Source organism: Spirosoma flavus, from assembly GCF_054778555.1.
Genome location: NZ_BAAGZL010000002.1, coordinates 1,643,012 through 1,664,305, shown reverse-complemented (window position 1 = coordinate 1,664,305; position 21,294 = coordinate 1,643,012). Strand labels below are relative to the sequence as shown.

The window sequence follows — 21,294 nt, the reverse complement described above, 5'->3', positions numbered from 1 at the left end:
AAATTTTCTGTTCCCCGCTGAAATTGTACCTTCGCGCCCATGACAAACAAGCTTTATGATACGTCGCTAAGCCTGCTCACCGACTTGTACCAGGTAACGATGGCTTATGGTTATTGGCAATCGAAAACGGCTGAGAAAGAGGCCGTTTTTAACCTGTATTTCCGGAAAAATCCATTCGGCGGGGGCTTCACCATTGCCTGTGGACTGGCCAACGTAATTGGATATATCAACCATTTCGGCTTCTCAAAAAAAGATTTACGTTACCTACGAAGCCTAACCGGAAATGATGGCAGACCGCTCTTCGAAGAAGCGTTTATTGAGTATCTGGCCCAATTAAAACTGACCTGCACCATCGACGCGATTCCCGAAGGCACCGTGGTTTTTCCGAACGAGCCGCTGATTCGGGTACGGGGTCCCATTCTTCAGTGTCAGCTTCTGGAAACCCCGTTGCTGAATCTGATCAATTTTGAATCACTGATTGCGACGAAAGCAGCCCGGTTACGTTTGGTGGCCGAAACCGATACGTTGCTGGAGTTCGGTTTGCGCCGGGCACAGGGTGTCGATGGGGGGATGACGGCCAGTCGGGCGGCTTACATCGGCGGCTGTGATGCTACGTCGAACGTACTGGCGGGAAAATTATACGATATTCCTGTCCGCGGTACGCACGCGCACAGCTGGGTGATGTCGTTTGATGACGAACAGCAGGCGTTTGATACGTATGCCAACGTACTGCCCAACAACGTAACGCTGCTGGTCGATACGTATGATACGTTGCAGGGTGTTCGGCACGCCATCGAAACGGGCCGTCGATTGAAGGAACAGGGACACAAGCTGGCGGGTATTCGGCTCGACTCCGGCGATTTGGCTTACCTGAGTATCGAAGCCCGGAAATTACTGGATGAGGCTGGTTTTCAGGATACGGCCATCGTTGCCAGTAACGATCTCGACGAAACCATCATCAATAGTTTGAAGCAACAGGGGGCCAAAATCAATATCTGGGGCGTAGGCACAAAACTAGTGACTGCGTACGATCAGCCAGCTTTGGGTGGTGTCTATAAACTGGCGGCCCTGCGCAACGAAAAAGGGGGCTGGGCTTATAAAATGAAGCTTTCGGAACAGGCCATTAAAATTTCGACGCCGGGAATTCAGCAGGTACGTCGGTTTAAGAACGAACGCGGCTTTATCTCCGACATGATCTACGACCTGGAAATGGATGGATTGGACCGACACTCGGCGGATAAAGCGTCCGTGATGATCGACCCGCTCGACTTTACCAAGCGTCGCCGTTTTGACGCTGGACAGCCGCACGAAGATTTATTAGTGACTGTATTTGAGAACGGTAAGCAGTTGTATGAAACTCCGGACATTCATGCAGTACGTGCCCGTGTGCAAACGCAACTGGCAAATTTACATCCGGGTGTGAAACGATTTGTCAATCCGCACCTATATCCGGTGGGCCTGGAAAAAAATCTACACGACCTGAAAACTGAATTGATTCTGAAGTTGAGGGGCGAGTGATGAGCCGGCTCCGATAGCCAGAATCTGTCGGAGCCAACACTTAAAAATTAAGACATTTTCGCTGCCGACGGGCATTGCCACGCCGACTGGTGAAACTGAACAGCGAATCGAAGCCGTACCAGATGGTGATTTCGTGCGCTCCGCCCGATGCCCAACTGAGCGAAGAAATTGTCATGTCGTAGCTATACTGGACCATAATTCGCTCTAACTGAACCGCCACTAAACTCACCAGAGCGTCGCGCTGAGACGTTTGATTGTATCGTCGAAAGGGAATATTGCGGTACCATACGCCCAGCATAACAGGCGAATACGTAAAATTAAGCCCCGCATCTAGCTGTTGATTATTACCCTGTCGACGATAATTCGCGGTGAACGTAACGCTTTTGTCGCGGCTGGCCTCGTGGCCTAACCCGTGCTCGCCTATCGATAAACCGAGTGGTAATCGGATGCCAAACTGGCCGCTGAACCGTTGCCCAACCCAATCATCGCGCCCGATGGCGGTCGATTTGCCGATATGGTGCAACGTACTGCCAAACCAGAACGACGCCTGATCACGATCGTCGGGTTGGCTTTCCAGCAGGACACCCGCCGATAAATCCAGAAAATTCCGGCTGATGCTGGCTGCCGAAAGCGGATCGGCACTGGTCGGACTGGTTAATCCACTCGGTGAATATTGATCGACAAATGTGAGTCCGCTTGGGTTGTACCGACTCGACATGAGCGACACCTGCGCCCCGCCAATGAGTCGCCACGTTCGGCCCGACTGTTGGAACAGCGTTACGTCGGGGGCGGCCATGACGTTAACGATGCTGGTACGTCCGAAACTGGCCTGCTGGTCGTGAATCGCCTGGATGCCCCAACCCAGTCCAACCGGTCCCCGGTCGGCTTCCAGGTACGTATCGAATGATGCCGCTACGGTCTGATAGTTAGTACCCAGCGCTGGCCACTGGTTTCGGTAATTCAGAATGAGCCGCGATGCGCCAGAATTACCCGCGAAAGCCGGATTGTGATATAAAGGGTTGGCGTAAAACTGCGAGAACTGGGGGTCCTGTGCGAATACAGAACTCGCCCATAAACCGGTAAGTAATACGGTCAGTAAAAAATGCTGCATGGTGTGGTTTTATAACGTAGTCTGACAAATCGATTTTGGGGCTTATCAGGCCAGAAAAACGGGTCACTGTAAAGTAAATGAATAATCTGGTCAGATTCCATATATTTACGATACTATCTATACCATGCGATCAAAATGCGTTTCTCCACTCTCTGGCGTTGTTTCTTTTGCCTTTTTGTAACCCTTCTATTTGTCTGTAAACCGTTTTCGGCCAGTGCCCAGCTCGTCGATGTAAATGCCTGCCAGGGGAACCTGACCCGTTGCGTATCGGAGAATGATACCACCTACGTCATGTGTTTCAATGTGATTCCGGCCTCTATTTGCTCCTACAAAAAATTTACCATTAACTGGGGCGATAATACACCGGTTGAAACCAAAAATGGCCCTGGCCCAGTGCAGGTGCAGCACACCTACAAACTGGGGAATTTTGCTAAAGATTGCCGGAATGGGGGCGTTTTGAAATATGAAATCAAGATTGTGACCGACTGCCAGGGTGACAACATTACCCGCGATCTGGTATTTCTGGTAAAACCGAGAGTTCAGTTGGATATTCCGGATGTCTGTGAGAATAAGCCAATTACGTTCCGCAACAATACCTGTCCGAGTTCTACCGACATCGTTAATAACATCGAGTACAAATGGGATTTCGGGGATAATGCAACCTCTACCGAACGGGATCCCCGACACACGTTTCCAACGACGAAATCCTCCTATGTAGTCAGTTTAACCGCTTCCAATTCCTGCGGCACGGATAGTAAGCAGTTTACGGTACCTATCAAAAAAACGCCGGTGGCCAGTTATTCTGCTACTGGCTATGATTTTAAAGCGCAGGATACGTTAGGCGTCTGTTTATCGAATGGTGGCGTTTTATCGCTCGATGCCACCATGTCTATTGATGCGTCACGCTACCAATGGACCATTACGCCCAATACGTATCGATACGTTCAGAATACCGGTTCAGGGTCGCCAGTGGTTAAAATTCAGTTTACGCGGACTGGAAATTATACCATTACGTTAGTAGCTCTTAATGACTGCGGTACGTCGCAACCGTTTGTCTGTCAGCATCGTGTTATTGATTTGCCGCCTTTGTCGCTGGTGCCTCAACCCGATAGCTGTACCGCCTTCCGATACCGAATTGTCAGTCCTACTGCGAATGCTACGTATACGTTTAACGGGCAGCCGCTGGCAACAAATGCTGAAGTCGAAGTGCCTGTTTCGCCAACGCCTTATATAGTTCAGGCACAGATTTCTGGCCAATGCGGGACGCGCACCGTTCGCGATACGTTTTACGTACAGGCCCCTGAAGCGATTCGTATCACGGCGCCCGTTCTGACTGCGCCCGGCCGCCAGACGGCAGTCTGTGCTGGTACGTCCCGAATTACCGTCCAGGCTAACCTGCCCAATGGCGTTTGGAGTGGCACCGGAAAAGCATTGCTCGAAACGCAGGGCGCCAATACGTTTTTCAATCCACGTACAACCGGGCAGTATGACTTGATTTATTCGCGCGGCAATGGGGTTTGCCGACGTAGCGATACCATTCGAATTGCGGTAGAAGGAGGGCAGGTGACGGCTTATGATACGTCGATCTGTGGGAGCGCTACGTTTGTCAAACTACGTAGTTCAACACCCGGCGGTGTCTGGAAAAGTGCTACGTTCCCGAATGCCGTCCGGAATGATACGTTGTATCTGAACGGCATCACGGCGACTCAGGTTCAGTTGACCTACGAACTGTCAATTGGTACCGCCGGTTGCCCCGCCCGCGATGATGCAACCGTGTCGATTGGTCGGCCGAAAGCCCTTTTCACGGTAACAGGCGCTTGCAGTGGATCGGCGATTCAGATTCAGAACACGTCGACGGCGGCTACTACGTTCCGGTGGTTTCTGAATGGGCAAACAACACCGATTTCTACCGACCGACAACCGACTATTACGTTGCCAGCCGGGCAAAATAAGTTGCTATTACAGGTTGGTTCGGGCGGTTGCTCTGATACGTTGAGCCGGTCGATTCGGTTGGTTGCTCCTCCGGCTCCCGTTACGTTCACGCCCAGCCAAACCACGGGCTGTTCGCCGATGTCGGTTTCGTTTAGCGTAACGGGCACGGCCAACCCAGATGTGCAATACACCTGGAATTACAGTGATGGGCCTACCAGTTCGGCCTTCCAGTCGCCCGCGCACACGTACCGCAACCAGTCCCGCCAGCCTCAGAATTTTCTGGTTATTTTAACGGCATCGAATAGCTGCGGCACCCAGTCATTTTCAAGAGTTATTACGGTACGGCCGTTGGTTAAAGCTGAAATTGGGGTCGATTCGACAACGTTTCGTTGCTCGCCCGCCCGTGTGAAATTCTCGAACCGCTCAACGGGGCAAAGCCAGCCGGCAACCTGGCTTTTCGGCGACGGGGGGAGTCCATTCAGCTCGGCAACCGATACGTTGACGCATCAGTTTTCGGCACGTGACAGTACGAAAACATTTCAGGTTCAGCTTGTTGCAACCAACGAATGTGGCCGGGATACCAGTAAGGTAACTATTCGGGTATCACCGACAATTGTCCGGCCGTTGTTCACCATTAGCAATCCGACACCCTGCCCTGGTGAGTCGGTTACGTTTACCGACGCGACAACGCCAAAACCGGTCCGGTGGATTTGGCGATTTAGCAACGGCCAGGTGATTACGCAGGCCAATCCGCAACAGACGTTCACGCAGCCTAATACAACCTACGCGATTTCGCTCACCGCCATTACCGAATGCGGCTTCGACTCGACCCGGAAAACGATACGTACCATTGCCGCGCCCACTGGCGATTTTCAATTGAAATCACCCGCCATTTGTCAGGGGCAGGTGGCGCAGATTACGAATACGACTAATCCTGTAACCCGTTTTCGCTGGGATTTCGGCGATGGTTCTGTTGTGGATTCGGTGACGTATACGCCAGCACACACGTATGCCCGACCCGGCAGTTACACCATTACGATGACACTTTTGGGCAATTCGTCGGCTTGTCAGAACAAATATACCCGCGACGTTACAGTACGTCCGAAGCCGCAGCCGACTATTGCGATAGAAGGTAGCCCCGAACAGTGCGCTCCCGGAAAAGTTCGACTGACGGGCGCGGCTACCAACGCCGATACTTGGCAATGGTACGTTAGTGATGGTCGGATGTTGACCGGACAGTCGGTTGATCTAACGTTGTCGCAGCCGGGCCAGTATAGCGTTTCGCTGGTTGCTACGTCGGGCGGGGGCGATTGTCAGGGCACGGCAGGACCGCAGCCGGTAGGGAGTGCCATTGCCTGCGAAGTGTTTATTCCTGATGCGTTTACACCAAACGAAACCGACAACATCGGCAAAACGTGGACGCTATTTGGGGCGGGTATCGAGAAAATTATTGTGCTACGTGTGCGCAGTCGATGGGGCGAAGTGGTGTTTGAACAAACGAATTTTCCGGCCAATAGTAGCCAACCCGGCGAGTGTTGGGATGGTAAGTTCAACGGTACGCCGATGCCCGCCGGAAGCTACACCTTCGAAGCCGAAGTACTGTTGAAAGGCAATACGTATGTCCAGCGCGTTGGTAGTGTGGCATTGCTACGTTGACGGTTCGGAGAAATTCTCTTCTCAATTCAATGCGCATGTTCAGCAGCGGTTAAAACAGAGTTCGCTGATTTAACAGACGCTTAATAGGACGCTACGTAGATTATTGGTTTTTTTACCGGATGAATGCACAAACTCCGCATGCTATGAAATCCGTGGAACTGGTAGTTTTTGATATGGCCGGTACGACCGTAACCGACCATCACGAAGTGGAACGTTGCTTTGCCGAAGCCGCTAAAGAAACAGGTTTGACCGTATCAGACGAACGGATTCTGGCCATGCAGGGGTTATCAAAACGCTACGTCTTTGAAACGCTCTGGCAGGAACAGCTTGGCGGTCAGAATACGGTCATAACGCAGTACGTCGATAAATCATACGATACGTTCCGCGAGATACTTGAAAACCACTACCGAACACACGGAGCAACCCCTACTGAAGGGTGCCTCGATGCGTTTGCCTGGTTACGCGAACGGGGAATACAAATTGCCCTGACAACCGGTTTTTACCGCGTAGTGACTGATATTATTCTGGAAAAATTGGGTTGGCTCGATGGCCTGAATGACCAACGTATCGGCGGACCAGATAGCCTGATTCAGTTGTCGATTGCCAGCGACGAAGTAGAGCGCGGACGTCCGTATCCGCACATGATTGAACGCGCCATGAAATTGCTCGGCGTTACCGATTCTAAAGCGGTGGTAAACATCGGCGATACACCTTCTGATTTGCTGTCAGGGCGGGCGGCCGGCGCGGGGTTAAATTTGGGCATTACAAACGGTACGCATACCCGCGAACAACTGGAAGATTACCCACACGATGCATTAATTTCCTCGCTTCAGGAGTTGCCGGATTTAGTCGAGAGTCGTCAGTCACTTGAAATGAATAATGCCTAACGGGAAATGTGTAATAGGTTTATTATAAGCTTATTGCGCTTTGTTTTTATTGCTCATTATCCATTTGCATTATTTATTAATCAACTATGTACGATTTGATTGTTGTGGGTGCCGGAGCACTTGGTACGTTCCATGCGTATCATGCATCTAAAGCGGGTTTGCGGGTGTTGCTGCTTGAGAAAGATCGCTATCCGGTGGGCGCTACCGTTCGGAATTTTGGGCAGGTAGTTCCGTCGGGACTGGATGGCCGCTGGTTCGATTACGGACGCCGAAGTCTGGAGATTTATCAGCACATTCAACAGGAAACGGACCTTAGCGTACGTCAAAATGGTACGATCTACGTAGCGTCGGATACCGATGAATGGACACTCGCTAACGAATTGTACGACCGTTATCAGCAATTGAATTACCCCTGTGAACTGCTCACCAAAAGTCAATGCCTGGAAAAATACCCGACTTTACAGCCCGATTATCCGGTTGGTGGGCTGTTTTTCCCCGGTGAAATGAGCGTAGAGCCGGATCAGATGATTCACCGGTTAATTGCCTATATCCAGAAAAAATACAACGTTGATTATCAGTCGGGTGCTGCCGTAATCGACGTGCAATCAAACTATTCCGGCGCCATTCTGACGCTGGCGAACCGACAACGGTATCAGGCCGGTCGCGTGCTGATTTGCAGCGGCCATGAAGTCCGTTTGTTGTTTCCCGATGTGTTGACTGATGCTGGTCTGGTAATCAGCAAATTACAAATGTTACTGATGGCTCCTGTAGCCGGGCTGAACCTGCCGGGTAATATTCTGACCGGGCTAACCATACGTCGGTATGAAGCTTTTCAAGCTTGTCCGTCATATTCTTCCATTCAGTCGCCCGAACACTACGCCGAACTCCAAAAGTGGGGCATTCATATTTTGTTTAAACAGGCCGCCGACGGTTCCATCATCGTGGGCGATTCGCATGAATACGCTGATGCTACGCAGGCCGAAGATTTAGGATTTTACACGCAGGATTTCATCAACGACCTGATGCTGGACGAAGCACAACGTATCGTTACGTTCCCGCTGCTGACCAAAAAAACATGGGCTGGTTATTACAGCCAGACTAAAGCGGAGATTTTCGAGTATGACGTAGACGAGAATATACGTATTGTTACCGGTATTGGGGGAAAAGGCATGAGTTCGGGCGCGGGTTACGCCGAACAGAGCGTTCGGGAGTGGATGAACGTAGTAGGATAAAGGAAGTTGTAAGGTTATAACGTTGTAGGGTTGTAAAGTTGGCTGACGCATAGACTGCTTTCCCGTCAGCCAACTTTACAACCCTACAACATTATAACCTTACAACTTCCTTTACTTCATAATTCGCTCCAATACTTTCTTGCCGTTTTGATTATCAGGATTTAGCGCGACCGACTTCTGATACATGCTAATTGCCTGAGTTTTCTCTCCGTTATGTAACAAGGCGTCACCCAGACTATCATACGCATTCCAACTGTCGGGGTATTGGTTGACGACTAACTTGAAGACTTCTAGTGCTTCTTTTGGTTTTCCTTGCCCATTCATTAGTCGGTAACCCCAGTCGTTCAGGTCATTTTCGGTTGGTTGAAAAGTCAGATTTGTTCGTTTCAGATCGGCGAAGATGGTGGGAGCCTGGTCGAAACCACGCTTCTCCAACTGCATACGTAGCGCAGTAATGGGGTCGGATGCCGGAATGGCTGGATTAAAGAAACCGGCCAGTTCATCGACAAACTCTTCGGGATACGTACCCGCCAGATTGGTGAGCGCCACAATGGCCAGATCGTCGTTGGGATAGACAAACATGGCCGACCGGCCTCCACCCGTTATTACAACAGCGTCATGTTTAGGACGTGGTTTGAGTACCCAGCCGAGCGCCCATTGCGTTGGCTTTCCATCGTTGTAAGTTCCTGCTGTCCAGAGTGTTTTTAGCGCTTCTTTTGTTTTTAAAAGCTTGCCCTGCTGCAACGCTATAATCCAACGTGCCATATCTTCCGCCGTACTATTCATGCCTGAAGCCGTCCGGCGCATCGGCGGAAACTCTGCGTAATTGATAATCAGTTTTTCTTTGCCAAGTGCTTTGCCGTCGAGGTTCGTTACGTAGCGATACGATTGCACCATTCCCGGAATGATATCACGCGAATCGCCAAAGCCGGTGCCGGGCATTTCTGCTACGTCGAACTGCTTTTCCTGAAAGACCTGCGCAAACGGCTTGCCCTGAAATTTATCAATGATTTTGCCAAGCAGCAGGTAGTTGGTCTGGTTATAGCTAAACTGCGTTCCCGTCTGAAAATCCATCGGAAACGTCTGAATTTTGGCAAAAGTTGCTTCTTCCGTACCAACACCTGCAAGCCCGTACGTACCAGGATTTAAAAGCCGGTTGATATCGGGTAAACCCGAAACGTGGGTCAGCAATTGCCGAATCGTGACCGGTTGCCAGGCTTGTGGTAACCCATCCAAATAACGGGATACCGGGGCCGAAAGGTCTACTTTTCCATCCTCCACAAGCTGCATGATGGCTACACCCGTAAATGCCTTTGTGCAGGAATTGATCGGGAAAATGCTCCGGTTCGTGACGGGAAGGTCATCCTGCACATTCGCGATGCCGTACGACTTCGATAGCACAATCTTTCCATGCTGAACCACTGCTAGCTGAAGGCCGGTAATCCTGCGTTCCTTCATCTGTTTTTGCAGAAACGTATCAATTTCTTTGGAGGATTGATATTTGCTTGAGTTTGTCGGCGTAGTCTGGCCGAAGGAACATAAATAGAGTACAAGATAAAAGCAGGCCGATAGCCCGGCCCATACATAATATTTGTTGCTACCCATTTGATTTCGATTTCGCTGGAAACTTCGATTTCGGTATTGGGTTACAGAAAATCTGAAAACTAGTGAGTTAATACAAGATCAATTTTAAGTTAAACATTTATGAAATTTTTTAAAATCTATTCATAAAGCCTTGATAATCATTCTTTAATCTTCTTTTTGACTTAGCCTACTTTTGCAGGAAGGACTTAATCTGTCACTAACCTGCACTTGTATGAAGCATACGCTACGTTCATCGTTACCGCCCATTCGCGCGCTGCGTCGGATACTGGTGGTTTCGCTATTCTGCCTATTATCGGGCCTATCGGTTATAGCCCAAACCATCTCCGGACGCGTTCTTTCCGCCGATGATAATCAGCCACTTCCCGGCGTATCGATTGTGGTCAAAGGCACTACGGCCGGTACTACGTCGCGCGCTGACGGTACGTATTCGATCAACACATCAGCCAACAACGTGCTGACGTTTTCTTTTATCGGTTACGAAACGCAGGAAATCAGCATTGGCAATCGCAGCACCATCGACGTTACGTTGATGGGTAGCCCAAAAGCGTTGAACGAGGTGGTGGTGACCGCTCTCGGGATCAAAAAAGATGTCAGAAATACGGGTGTAGCCATTCAGACTGTCGATGGATTGTCGCTGGTGAAAGCGCGTGAGCCAAACCCAATCAACTCGCTGGTTGGTAAGGTGGCCGGTCTGACTATCGGTCCTTCGGCTGAACTGCTACGTCGCCCGACGATTTCGCTACGTGGTAACACCGACGTATTGTTTGTAGTCGACGGTGTGCCCATCAACTCCGATACGTGGAACATCAGCAACGACGACATTGAAACCTACACTGTATTGAAGGGCGCATCGGCGTCGGCGCTGTACGGTTTTCGGGGGAAAAACGGCGCGATTCTGATCACGACCAAACGCGGTTCGAAAGACAAACGCGGTTTCTCGGTCGAAGTAAATACGAGTCAGCAGTTTGATCAGGGATTTATTGCTATCCCAAAATTACAGGACGCGTACGGTCCTGGTGATCACGGTGTTTATGAGTTCGTGGATGGCAAAGGCAACGGTAAAAACGACGGTGATTACGACATCTGGGGTCCACCACTCGATGGTCGTTTGTTACCGCAGTATGACAGCCCGATTGACCCAGCAACGGGCAAGCGCACACCAACGCCCTGGCTTCCGCGCGGGAAAGACAACCTTCGCCGGTTCATTCAGACGGGGATTCTCTCGACGAATAATATCGCCGTTTCGTCGTCGGGTGAGAAACATGATTTGCGGTTTTCGCTGTCGCATAATTACCAGCGCGGTCTGGTTCCGAATTCGAAGCTGAATATCACCAACTTCAATACGTCGCTGGGTTATAATTTCTCACCCAAACTTCGGTTCGAATCGAACATCAACTACAGTCGCCAGGCTACCCCCAACTTTCCTGACATCAACTACGGTCCGAACTCGCTGATTTACAACATGGCGATCTGGGGCGGGGCCGACTGGAACGTTGATGACATGAAGCAAATCTGGCAGCCGGGCAAAGAAGGAACGCAGCAGATTTACGCCGAATACCAGCGCTACAATAACCCTTGGTTCATGGCCGAATACTGGCTGCGCGGTCACTACAAAAATGACCTGTATGGATACACCTCGCTACGTTACCAGATTGCTGATGGTTTGCAACTGACCGCCAAAACCCAGTTGACCAGCTGGAACCTGCTACGTACCGAAAAATTCCCGTATTCGATGACGGTGTATGGCCGTGAGGAAGCGCGTGGCGATTACCGCGAAGACCGCCGGAATCTGTCGGACAACATCAATCAGGTGTTGCTTCAGTATAACAAGAACGTAACGCCTGACCTGGCTATCAACGCCCTGGCTGGTGGCGAGTTACGTGTGCTGAATTATAATTCCGATTTCGCCAGCACCAACTACCTGAACGTACCGGGTGTGTATAACTTCGCCAACTCGTCGAACCCCGTGATGGCGACCAACTACACGGCCAACATGCGGGTGCTATCGGCCTATTACTCCGCTGACTTTACGTTCCGTAACCTCGCTACGTTATCGACCACGGGCCGGATGGATAAACTCTCGACCCTGCCCAAAGGTAACAATACGTACTTCTATCCATCGGTGGCGTTGAGCACGGTGATTTCGGATTACATCCATCTGCCGGACGTAGTGTCGTTCCTGAAACTGCGGGCGTCGTATGCCAACGTAAAAGACGGTCTGACAGCCGCGACAATTGGCTCGACGCCGGGGCTGTCGTTCCCACTCGGGTATGGCGATAATTACGCTTCTTCTTACGGTGGTCCTACGTATGAAAACGCAGCGGTGTATTCGGTGCCGTTGGTGTACAACAACCGCCCGGCCGCGTATTACACCAATTCGATGAACAACCCGAACCTGAAACCCAACTCAACGTCGCAGATAGAGCTTGGCCTGGATGCTCGCTTTCTGAACAACCGGATTGCACTTGACGCGGCTTATTTTGTGAGCAACGACGGTCCGCGGATTTTCAAGCTACCTACTTCAGAAACAACGGGTTATACCGAACGTCTGGTCAATGGTATTAGTACCCAAAAGAAAGGGGTTGAGGTGTCGGTAACGGGTAAAGCGCTACGTACTACGAGCGGTTTGAGCTGGGACGTAGTGGCCAATTATTCGACTTATACGGAGAAGCTGAAAGAGGTTTATCCGGAAGGAAATATCAATACGTTGGCGTCGAATTTCTTCGTGGGCGGAAGCAGTTCGAGCCGATTCATTTCGGCGGGCGACCGGACAGATGGTTACTACTCCGGCGCGTTCGTGCGTACGCCCGACGGACAACTTATTAATGATGCCGGTGGTCGGCCTATCGTTAATCCGGTGTCGCAGTTTTTGGGGTATGTCAATCCCAAATTCGTGTGGGGCGTCAACAACCGGTTTGCTTACAAAAACTGGAATTTGAGTTTCCAGTTCGATGGTCGGGTTGGTGGTGTCATTGGCGATTACATCAAACAGAAGACGTATCAGGGCGGTCGTAACCTCGAAACGACACAGGGTGCTATTGGCGAAGCCCGTAAACAGGACGTGCAGGGTGTGAAGGCCTATCTGGGCGAAGGCGTGCAGCTCAGCAGCGGTACGATCAACTACGATCCATTAGGCAACGTAGTGAATTATGGTGAGTTAAAATACGTACCGAATGCCACGAAAACCTTCGCGCAGGACTACGTAGCACGGGTTTACGGACAAACCGAAGCCTTCCTGATTAGCCGGAGTTACGCCAAACTGCGTGAAGTGGTGATTGGGTATACCTTGCCTAATACGTTCCTCAGTCGCGTTGGTGTGCGTCAGGCAACGGTGTCGGTGGTGGGTCGCAACCTGCTCTACTTCGCCGAACGTAACGACCTCGACCTCGATCAGTTCGTTACCGGTGGTACGTCTGATCTGCAAACGCCAACCACACGCCGGTACGGTATTAACCTGAATCTGACATTCTAATAAAGGCCCTGACAGGCTCCGGCTGTCAGAGTCGCATAGCGGCTAACCCTCTAGCTACGAGCCATCCGGCAACTCCGACAGCCAGAGCCTGTCGGAGCCTACATAATCGACTTTACAACTATGAAACTTTATAAACTCATTCTTCCCTTCTTCGCGCTCGTGCTGGTGAGTTGTGAGCAGTCGTTCGAAGAACTCGAAAAAGACCCAAACCGGCCGACGAATGCGACTCCTGCACTTGTTTTCAACGGCATACTGAATGATTTGTATTCATCATCTGGTAGCGGTGGCTGGGGAGCCGAACAACGCTGGAATCAGTTTTACGCCAGTAATTACAACTATTACGCTACCAACGAATACACCTGGACCACTACTGGTTTTCAGTACACAACACTGAAGAACGTAGTGAAAATGGAAGAAGAGGCCAAGCGAATTGGTTTGCCCGACGTGAATCCATATTCGGCGCTGGGTAAGTTTTTCCGGGCGTATTATTTCGTGAATATGAGCCAGCGCGTGGGCGATATCCCGCTGACTGACGCCCTTAAAGGACAAAGCAACCTGACGCCGACTTACAATACGCAGAAAGACATTTACGTACAGGCGCTAAAATGGCTCGATGACGCTAACACCGATCTGGCTGCGCTGATCGCCAAAAACGACAACAACCAGCAAGGCGATATTTATTTTAGCAACAGCCTGAGCAAGTGGCAGAAAGCGGTTAATACGTATAAACTGCGTGTGCTTATCAGCCTAAGTAAGAAAGAATCCGATTCGGATTTAAACGTAAAACAGCGTTTCGCGGAAGTACTGGGGAATCCAACGAAGTTTCCGGTAATGACCAGTGCTGACGATAACCTTCAGTACGTTTACAACAGTACGTTCAACAAATACCCACGCAATCCGGATAATTTCGGGCAGAACGCCACCCGGGAGAACATGGCCGCTACGTATCTCGGTACGTTGACCTCATTGAACGACCCACGTACGTTTGTCGTAGCTGAGCCCGCAGCCACCAAATTGGCCGCAGGGGTTAAACCAACTGATTTTGCGGCTTTTGTAGGCGCATCGTCAGGCGAGGATTTGGCCGATATGTCGTCAAAAGCCAACAAAGGTGATTATTCGTTTCAGAACCGGAAGCGGTATTACAGTACGTACACTGCCGAGCCGTACATACTCATCGGCTATCCCGAACTTCTGTTCAACATTGCCGAAGGCATCAACCGGGGCTGGGCCAACGGCAATGCCGAAACGTATTACCAGAAAGGAATTCAGGAATCTTGGGCGTTTTATGGCCTGAAAGACGGAAACAACGACGTATTTTTCTCGGCTGATGGCGGCTATCGGAATTTCACTACGTATCAGGTAAATGTCAATTTTGCTACGTACTACGCTCAGTCATCGGTAAAATATGCGGGTAATTCTGCCGCTGGTCTGTCGCAGATTCTAACGCAGAAATACCTGGCATTTTTTCAGAATTCAGGATTGGAAGCATTTTATAATCAGCGTCGTACGGGTGTGCCTGCCTTTCTGATCGGTCCTGGCACGGGCAACAGTCAGCGCATTCCGAAACGGTGGCAGTACCCAACATCCGAGCGCTCGTATAACACCACAAATTATACTACGTCGATACAGAGCCAATATGCTGGTAAAGACGATATTAACGACACAATGTGGTTGCTGAAATAATTTAGCGATACGTGATGAGCGATGAATGATGAACGGGTTCATTATCAAGCTACCTTTGTTTGTCATTCATCGTTCATCGTTTATAATTGATCACTCATTAAGGCTTTATGAACCGTAGAACCCTCCTCAAATCTGCTTCGCTACTTCCTTTTTTACCTGAATCACTGACCCAGCCGACGCCGGTTGTGGCCGCCCGCAAACGCTCGTTACGCTTTGCCTACATGGGCGATACGCATATAACACCGGAAACCACACCGATGCAGGGCGTTGCCAAATGCTTTCATCAGGTGCAGAGTCAGGGCGACAAACCGTCGTTTATTCTGCATGGGGGCGATGTGATTATGGATGCGTTGAAAGTGGATCGGGCGGAGGTTCAGAAACAGTGGGATGCCTGGCATACGGTAGCCAAAGCCGAAAATTCATTACCGATTGAGTATTGCATTGGTAATCACGACATCTGGGGGTACGAGCAAGCCAAAAGCGATCCGATGTATGGCAAAAAATGGGCTGTCGATCTGATGAAAATTGGCAATCGCTATCGCAGTTTCGACAAAAACGGCTGGCATTTTATCATTCTCGATAGTGTACAACTTACTCCTGAAAATAAGTGGTACACCGGTTTTATTGATCCGGAGCAAATGGAGTGGCTGAAAGGTGATCTGGCCAAAACTGACGCCAAAACGCCCGTACTGATTCTGTCGCATATTCCCATTTTCAGTCCAACTGGTTTCTTCAGCGAACAGAATGTGAAGAATGGTAACTGGTCTATTTCGGGCGGACTGGTGTTGTCGAATACACCGGAGCTTATCAAACTATTTTATCAGCATCCAAACGTAAAAGCAGCCCTGAGTGGCCATATGCATTTGTTGGACCGGGTTGATTATAATGGCGTTACGTATCTCTGCAACGGCGCCGTAAGCGGAAACTGGTGGAAAGCCGATACGTATCAGCAAACCAAAGCGGGCTACGCACTTTTTGACCTTTACGACGACGGCACCGTAGAACGTACCTATCTGCAATACAGCTAATTCGCATGGAATCGATACGAAATTTATTCGCGCAGAGTGGTGAGGATGCCTATTTTGGCGAACCTATTACCCAACTTGAACACGCTTTGCAATGTGCTCTTTTAGCCGAGCAATCGGGTGCTGATGATGATACCATCGCAGCAGCTTTTTTACACGACATTGGCCATTTGCTGCCGCCCGAATTGGCTGGTAATTACATGGATGGCTACGGTACAGTCGATCACGAAAAACTGGGCGCCGATTATTTGCGTGAGCGCGGGTTTTCGGAAAAAGTAGCGCAACTGATTGAAAACCACGTTAATGCCAAACGATATCTGGTTTTTAAGAATCCAAACTACTTTGCCCGTCTGTCGGAGGCAAGTCTAAAAACGCTCGAATTTCAGGGTGGACCAATGACGGCAGGAGAGGCCGCAGCTTTCGAAACGAACCCGTATTTTAAAGGGATTCTATTACTACGTACCTGGGACGAACAGGCCAAAATTCCCCAACTGCCCACGCCCGATATGGACTACTACATGGCTATTTGTCAACGTAGCGCTGGTTATTAGGTCATTACGTATGCCAGGGAGCGTAGCGTTGGTGAGCTGGCCATTATTTGCTATTTTGTCAGGCTTCAGAAGAATAGAAGCTTATTCAACAAACTATGCGTTCACCCGCTTTTCTCCGTAACTCCACTACGTTCGTTATTTATGGGGCCGTCGTGGCCTTTTGCACGTATGCCTGCATGTATGCCTTCCGACGGGGTATTACTGCCGTTACGTTCGATGGAATGACGTTTGCCGGCGTGAGCTATAAAATCTGGCTGGTTACGGCACAAGTGTTTGGATATGCTGTCTCGAAGGGGATTGGCGTGAAAGTGGTTTCGGAAATGTCGCCGGCAAAACGTGCCGTCAATATTCTGATTTATGTGGCCGTGGCTTTGCTGGCGTTGCTGTGTTTTGCGCTGGTGCCCGCTCCCTGGAATATCGTGTTTCTGTTTCTGAATGGCCTTCCTCTCGGCCTGATTTACGGCACTATGTTGGGTTTTCTGGAAGGTCGTCGGCAAACGGATGCGCTGGTGGCTGGCCTGACCGCTTCGTTCATTTTTGCGTCGGGATTTGTGAAAACGGTGGCGCTCACCATCAAAAGCGCTTGGGGCGTCTCGGAGTTCTGGCTTCCTTTTGTGACGGGTAGCCTGTTCATCGTTCCGATGCTCATTTCCATTTACGGCCTGACCCTGCTGCCACCGCCCACCGACGAAGATCGGGCGTTACGTACCACGCGCAAACCGATGGATGCCGACGAACGCCGAACGTTCGTACAAAACTTCCGTCCGGGCCTGATTTTGTTGATTTTATCCTACGTACTGCTCTCCGCCTTCCGTGATTTTCGCGACAATTTCGGCCCTGAAATCCTGAAAGATGCGGGTGTAGAAAACGCCAGTATTTTCGCCAAAACCGAAACGATGGTGGCGGTAGGTATTCTGATTGTGATGGCGTTGCTCCAGCGAGTTACGGATAATTTTCGCGCTTTTACATTGCTGAACGTACTCATGCTGGCTGGTGGCGCACTGGTCGGACTTAGTACGTATGCTTATACTACGGGTTCGCTCTCTCCCGGAAACTGGTTTCTGCTCACTGGCTTAGGGCTATATATGGCCTACGTGCCCTGCAATGGCCTTTATTTTGAACGCTTGATTGCTTCGTTTCGCTACGTTAGTACGGTTGGATTCATCGTTACGTTGGCCGACTGGTACGGCTATCTGGGAAGCGTTGGCGTATTGCTTTACAAAAATTTTGGTCACGCGAACATCAGCTATCGAGAGTTTTTTATCTACGGAGCTTATACGTTAGCCATACTCTACATTGTGCTGGTGGCTGCTTCCTTCTTCTATTTCAAAGGCCGTTTTTCGGCCAAATCGCCTGCTCCACAATCCGTTTTTTAAAACAAAAATGTTGGTTTAGTGCCAGATAGCAAGCGCGTTATAAATTGCTTTTGTCTAACTGTTTCTACTCAGACCGAGTTACTTACATTAGAAGTAGCAACGTGTAATAGTTGATAAAATGGATCAGCGACTAAGTGTTATTACGTTAGGCACAGACGATCTGGCCGCGATGAAGAATTTTTACTCCGAAACGTTGGGCTGGCAGACAGAGGCAGAAAATAAAGACATTGTCTTCTACAAGATGAATGGTTTTCTATTCAGCCTTTTCGACCGAAAGAGTCTGGCGCAGGGAGCCGGAGTATCCGCTACAGGAAATGGTTTCCGGGCCCTCACAGTGTCCTATAATGTAAATTCGAAAGAAGAGGTTGATGTATTATTTGATGAACTGCACGCGAAAAGAGTTAAAATCTTGGCAGAACCTCAGGACACACCTTTTGGCGGTTACTTTTTCTGCTTTGCTGACGTGGAAGACAATGTGCTTGAGGTGGCTTACAATCCATATATCCCTTTGGATGAAAATGGTAATGTAATAACACACAAGAACATTGATGATCTGTAAGATAGTCAAAGTCACTATATTAACTTCTAAAGTCCCTTCAGGGAATTTAGAAGTTAAAGTTTTTAAAATGCTTTTAATGAGCTGCTTAGGCTAGGTGGTTATGTTCATTCGCCAACTAAAAAATGACGACTAAATTACACCACCCATAAGCGGATCGCTGATGCTACTCGCTCCAGTTTCGATACGTCCGGCGTACCGCTGCTCAAACGACGTATCGCCTTCAACGCGAACGCTGAAATCGTACCAGCCGTGGCTGTTTTTCAGGTCTAAATTCAACGTAGTAGATTTACCGCTGAGTGTGCGTCGTTGAGTATCCTGCTTGTAAGCGTTATCGACAACGCTTATTTTCCACGGTTTTTCACCCTGACTACTTAATTGGACCGTCAGTTTGGGCGTCGTAAGCGATGGACTATCATCGATGCAACGTATCGTCAGGAGTGGGTAAGCAGCTTTGCCCGTGAATTCCCGGAAAAAACCGTTGGGGCCATATACCCGAAAATGATACGTAGCATTGGGCGTTACGGGAAACGTATCGCTCAGTACGTCGCCGGGCGAAACGGCATAATCACGTACCGAATGGTCGGCCATGTTGTAAACCGTGAATGGTGCACCCACCGTGGCTTTCCCAAACCGATTGGTTTGAACGCCGAACGTGATGTTGAACTGGCGATTATCGGTACTGAGGCTGCCATCGGCCGAGAGCTGATAGGGGAGGGCGCAGGACGGACGTGTGCCTTTTTCCTGCTGCACCATCAGCGATGATTTCGATTGATTCAGCTCGTCCAGCTCCGTTTTGCTCAGTGCTCGATATCCCGACGGTACATCCTTGAACTGCGCCCGGTGAATGCCTTCGATGAACGTATCACGTTGAACCGCAGTAGGTAACGAATATTTCTCGCCGTTGTATGGACGAAAAACCGACGTCAGATCACCACAAACGGTACGTCGCCAGTTGCTGATGTTCGTTTCCTGAATCGGCTTTTTCGTTTTCTGACTCAGAAACCCTTCCAGAAATTGCAGCACCGATGTATGATCGAACACTTGCGAATTAACATATCCACCCCGGCTCCAGGGCGAAGCAATTACCATCGGCACCCGATATCCCAAACCAATAGAGCTTTCGCGAGCGTCTTTTTTCGGATTTGCTACGTTCCGTTTTAATTCCTGCTCCATGTTGACGTGCTCCGACTGTGTATCAATACCTTTCGACACTTTACCCGTTTCAGGACGGTTCGGATGCGGAGCTACAAACGGCGGTACGTGGTCGAAATAACCGTCGTTTTCGTCGTAAGTCAGAATGAAAATGGTTTTCTTCCAGACGTCTGGGTTTTTGGTCAGAATGTCCAGAATTTCAGATAGATACCAGGCGCCATACCAGGGAGCGCCCGGATGGTCGGAGAAGTTTTCTGGTGCCACAATCCACGACACAGTTGGCAACTTCCCGTTTTCTACATCGGCCCGAAACTGGTGCAACGTATCACCCTTCGGAATCGCAACGGTACGTGTTACGTCGCCATCCTGGTACGTTAGTCGGTCCAGCTCACGGTAATGCGGGTCGTTGGCGTTCGTCGTAAATGCCTTCTGGTGAAGCGCTTTTTCGCGGTCCGATAACTTCTCAAACTGACTTGCTACGTATTGGTCGGCTTCGTCGGTAAGAGCTTTAAGCTGCGTTATTTTCTGGTGAAGCGTTTTACGTGTGGTTGCAGCTTCGGGACTGTTTTCGGCCAACGTAGTCAGTTTTTGCTCCAACGTTTTGATTTCGCCCGGTAACGAACGTAGCGCTTCAGCCCGATACCGCTGATAATTAGCTGAAAACTTGACGTTATACTGAGCGAACCACTCAATTGGGTTGTCGCTGAAGTTGGCAAGCCAGCCGTCTTCCTCGCCCGTAAACCCGGTCGACAGGTTAATTTCGTTCTGGTAAATGCGCCAGGAAATGCCGTTGTCTTCCAGGCGTTCGGGGAAAGTAGGCCAACTGGCAAGCCGGTCATAATCAGTGTCTTCGTTACGTACCCGCGCCTTTGTGTTCATCGAATGATCCTCGCGAACGGTGCCACTCCAGAGATACAACCGGTTTGGCGTAGTCCCGGTCAGTGAAGAGCAAAAATGCTGATCGCAGACGGTGAACGCATCGGCCAGCGCGTAGTAAAACGGAATATCCTTTCGGTCGTAATACCCCATCGTGAGCGGCATATGCGCATACTCCTTGTGCCCGGATGGTTTGGCTTCGAGCCAGCGATCGTACTTGCCGCCGTTGCGCGCGTCGACCTGATTAGCCCACGAATGCGGCAGCGAACTCATCCAGGTAGATTTCGTGTCGTGTATGTTCAGACGGAAGGGTGCGTATGTTTCGCCCGCCGGATTGCTCTGAAACCAGACTTTATTCCTGTTGGGCAACGTAATGGCTCGTGGGTCATTGAAGCCCCGGACGCCCTGAAGCGTACCGTACGTATGATCGAACGAGCGGTTTTCCTGCATCAGAATAACGACGTGTTCGGCATCCAGATACGTACTGCCCGGCGCTGGGGCAATCGTCATTGCTTTTTTGATAGATTCTGGTAAGCCATCCCATAGTCCAGTACTACCTGCTAATAGTGCCGCTTTTTTCAGAAACTCGCGTCGTGTATCCATTTGATTTCCGCTACGTTAGGTCGATTACAAAGTTACATGAATAGGAATTTTCGGGA

The 21,294-nt window shown here is 50.1% G+C and carries 13 protein-coding genes; 10 read left to right on the top strand and 3 right to left on the bottom strand.

What is annotated here, in order from left to right; genetic code table 11:
- Positions 1-39 precede the first annotated feature (39 nt).
- Positions 40-1,518 (top strand): nicotinate phosphoribosyltransferase, encoded by a 1,479-nt coding sequence (locus tag ACYVF1_RS15755; protein ID WP_461080378.1) that lies wholly within the window; start codon positions 40-42, stop codon positions 1,516-1,518.
- A 40-nt stretch (positions 1,519-1,558) separates the two neighbouring features.
- Here ACYVF1_RS15755 and ACYVF1_RS15750 read toward each other — a convergent pair whose 3' ends face one another.
- Positions 1,559-2,629 (bottom strand): PorP/SprF family type IX secretion system membrane protein, encoded by a 1,071-nt coding sequence (locus tag ACYVF1_RS15750; protein ID WP_461080376.1) that lies wholly within the window; start codon positions 2,627-2,629, stop codon positions 1,559-1,561.
- 135 nt (positions 2,630-2,764) lie between these two features.
- Between ACYVF1_RS15750 and ACYVF1_RS15745 the strand changes: the two genes are divergently transcribed.
- The 3 genes from ACYVF1_RS15745 (at position 2,765) to ACYVF1_RS15735 (ending at position 8,336) form a co-directional block, all read left to right on the top strand.
- Positions 2,765-6,217, top strand: a complete 3,453-nt coding sequence (locus ACYVF1_RS15745) for a PKD domain-containing protein (protein ID WP_461080374.1) — start codon at positions 2,765-2,767, stop codon at positions 6,215-6,217.
- A 143-nt stretch (positions 6,218-6,360) separates the two neighbouring features.
- Positions 6,361-7,104 (top strand): HAD family hydrolase, encoded by a 744-nt coding sequence (locus ACYVF1_RS15740; RefSeq protein ID WP_461080372.1) that lies wholly within the window; start codon positions 6,361-6,363, stop codon positions 7,102-7,104.
- Positions 7,105-7,190: 86 nt separating this feature from the next.
- Positions 7,191-8,336, top strand: coding sequence for a TIGR03364 family FAD-dependent oxidoreductase (locus tag ACYVF1_RS15735; RefSeq protein ID WP_461080370.1), 1,146 nt, complete (start codon positions 7,191-7,193; stop codon positions 8,334-8,336).
- A gap of 111 nt (positions 8,337-8,447) precedes the next feature.
- On the opposite strand, the gene ACYVF1_RS15730 is transcribed toward ACYVF1_RS15735, so the two are convergent.
- Positions 8,448-9,941, bottom strand: coding sequence for a serine hydrolase (locus tag ACYVF1_RS15730; RefSeq protein ID WP_461080368.1), 1,494 nt, complete (start codon positions 9,939-9,941; stop codon positions 8,448-8,450).
- A gap of 211 nt (positions 9,942-10,152) precedes the next feature.
- Between ACYVF1_RS15730 and ACYVF1_RS15725 the strand changes: the two genes are divergently transcribed.
- From ACYVF1_RS15725 to ACYVF1_RS15700, 6 genes are all read left to right on the top strand, one after another.
- On the top strand, positions 10,153-13,413 hold the full coding sequence (locus tag ACYVF1_RS15725; RefSeq protein WP_461080366.1) for a SusC/RagA family TonB-linked outer membrane protein: 3,261 nt from the start codon (positions 10,153-10,155) through the stop codon (positions 13,411-13,413).
- Positions 13,414-13,533: 120 nt separating this feature from the next.
- Complete coding sequence (locus ACYVF1_RS15720; RefSeq protein ID WP_461080364.1) at positions 13,534-15,096, top strand: SusD/RagB family nutrient-binding outer membrane lipoprotein; 1,563 nt, start codon at positions 13,534-13,536, stop codon at positions 15,094-15,096.
- Positions 15,097-15,203: 107 nt separating this feature from the next.
- Positions 15,204-16,124: a metallophosphoesterase family protein gene (locus ACYVF1_RS15715; RefSeq protein ID WP_461080362.1), complete on the top strand. Its 921-nt coding sequence runs from the start codon at positions 15,204-15,206 to the stop codon at positions 16,122-16,124.
- Positions 16,125-16,129: 5 nt separating this feature from the next.
- Positions 16,130-16,672, top strand: a complete 543-nt coding sequence (locus ACYVF1_RS15710) for a phosphonate degradation HD-domain oxygenase (RefSeq protein ID WP_461080360.1) — start codon at positions 16,130-16,132, stop codon at positions 16,670-16,672.
- 95 nt (positions 16,673-16,767) lie between these two features.
- The gene (locus ACYVF1_RS15705) at positions 16,768-18,048 is read left to right on the top strand and encodes a DUF5690 family protein (protein WP_461080358.1); all 1,281 of its coding nucleotides are present in this window, start codon (positions 16,768-16,770) and stop codon (positions 18,046-18,048) included.
- Positions 18,049-18,166: 118 nt separating this feature from the next.
- Positions 18,167-18,607, top strand: coding sequence for a VOC family protein (locus ACYVF1_RS15700; protein WP_461080356.1), 441 nt, complete (start codon positions 18,167-18,169; stop codon positions 18,605-18,607).
- Positions 18,608-18,736: 129 nt separating this feature from the next.
- On the opposite strand, the gene ACYVF1_RS15695 is transcribed toward ACYVF1_RS15700, so the two are convergent.
- Positions 18,737-21,238, bottom strand: a complete 2,502-nt coding sequence (locus ACYVF1_RS15695; RefSeq protein ID WP_461080354.1) for a phosphocholine-specific phospholipase C — start codon at positions 21,236-21,238, stop codon at positions 18,737-18,739.
- Positions 21,239-21,294: the final 56 nt, after the last annotated feature.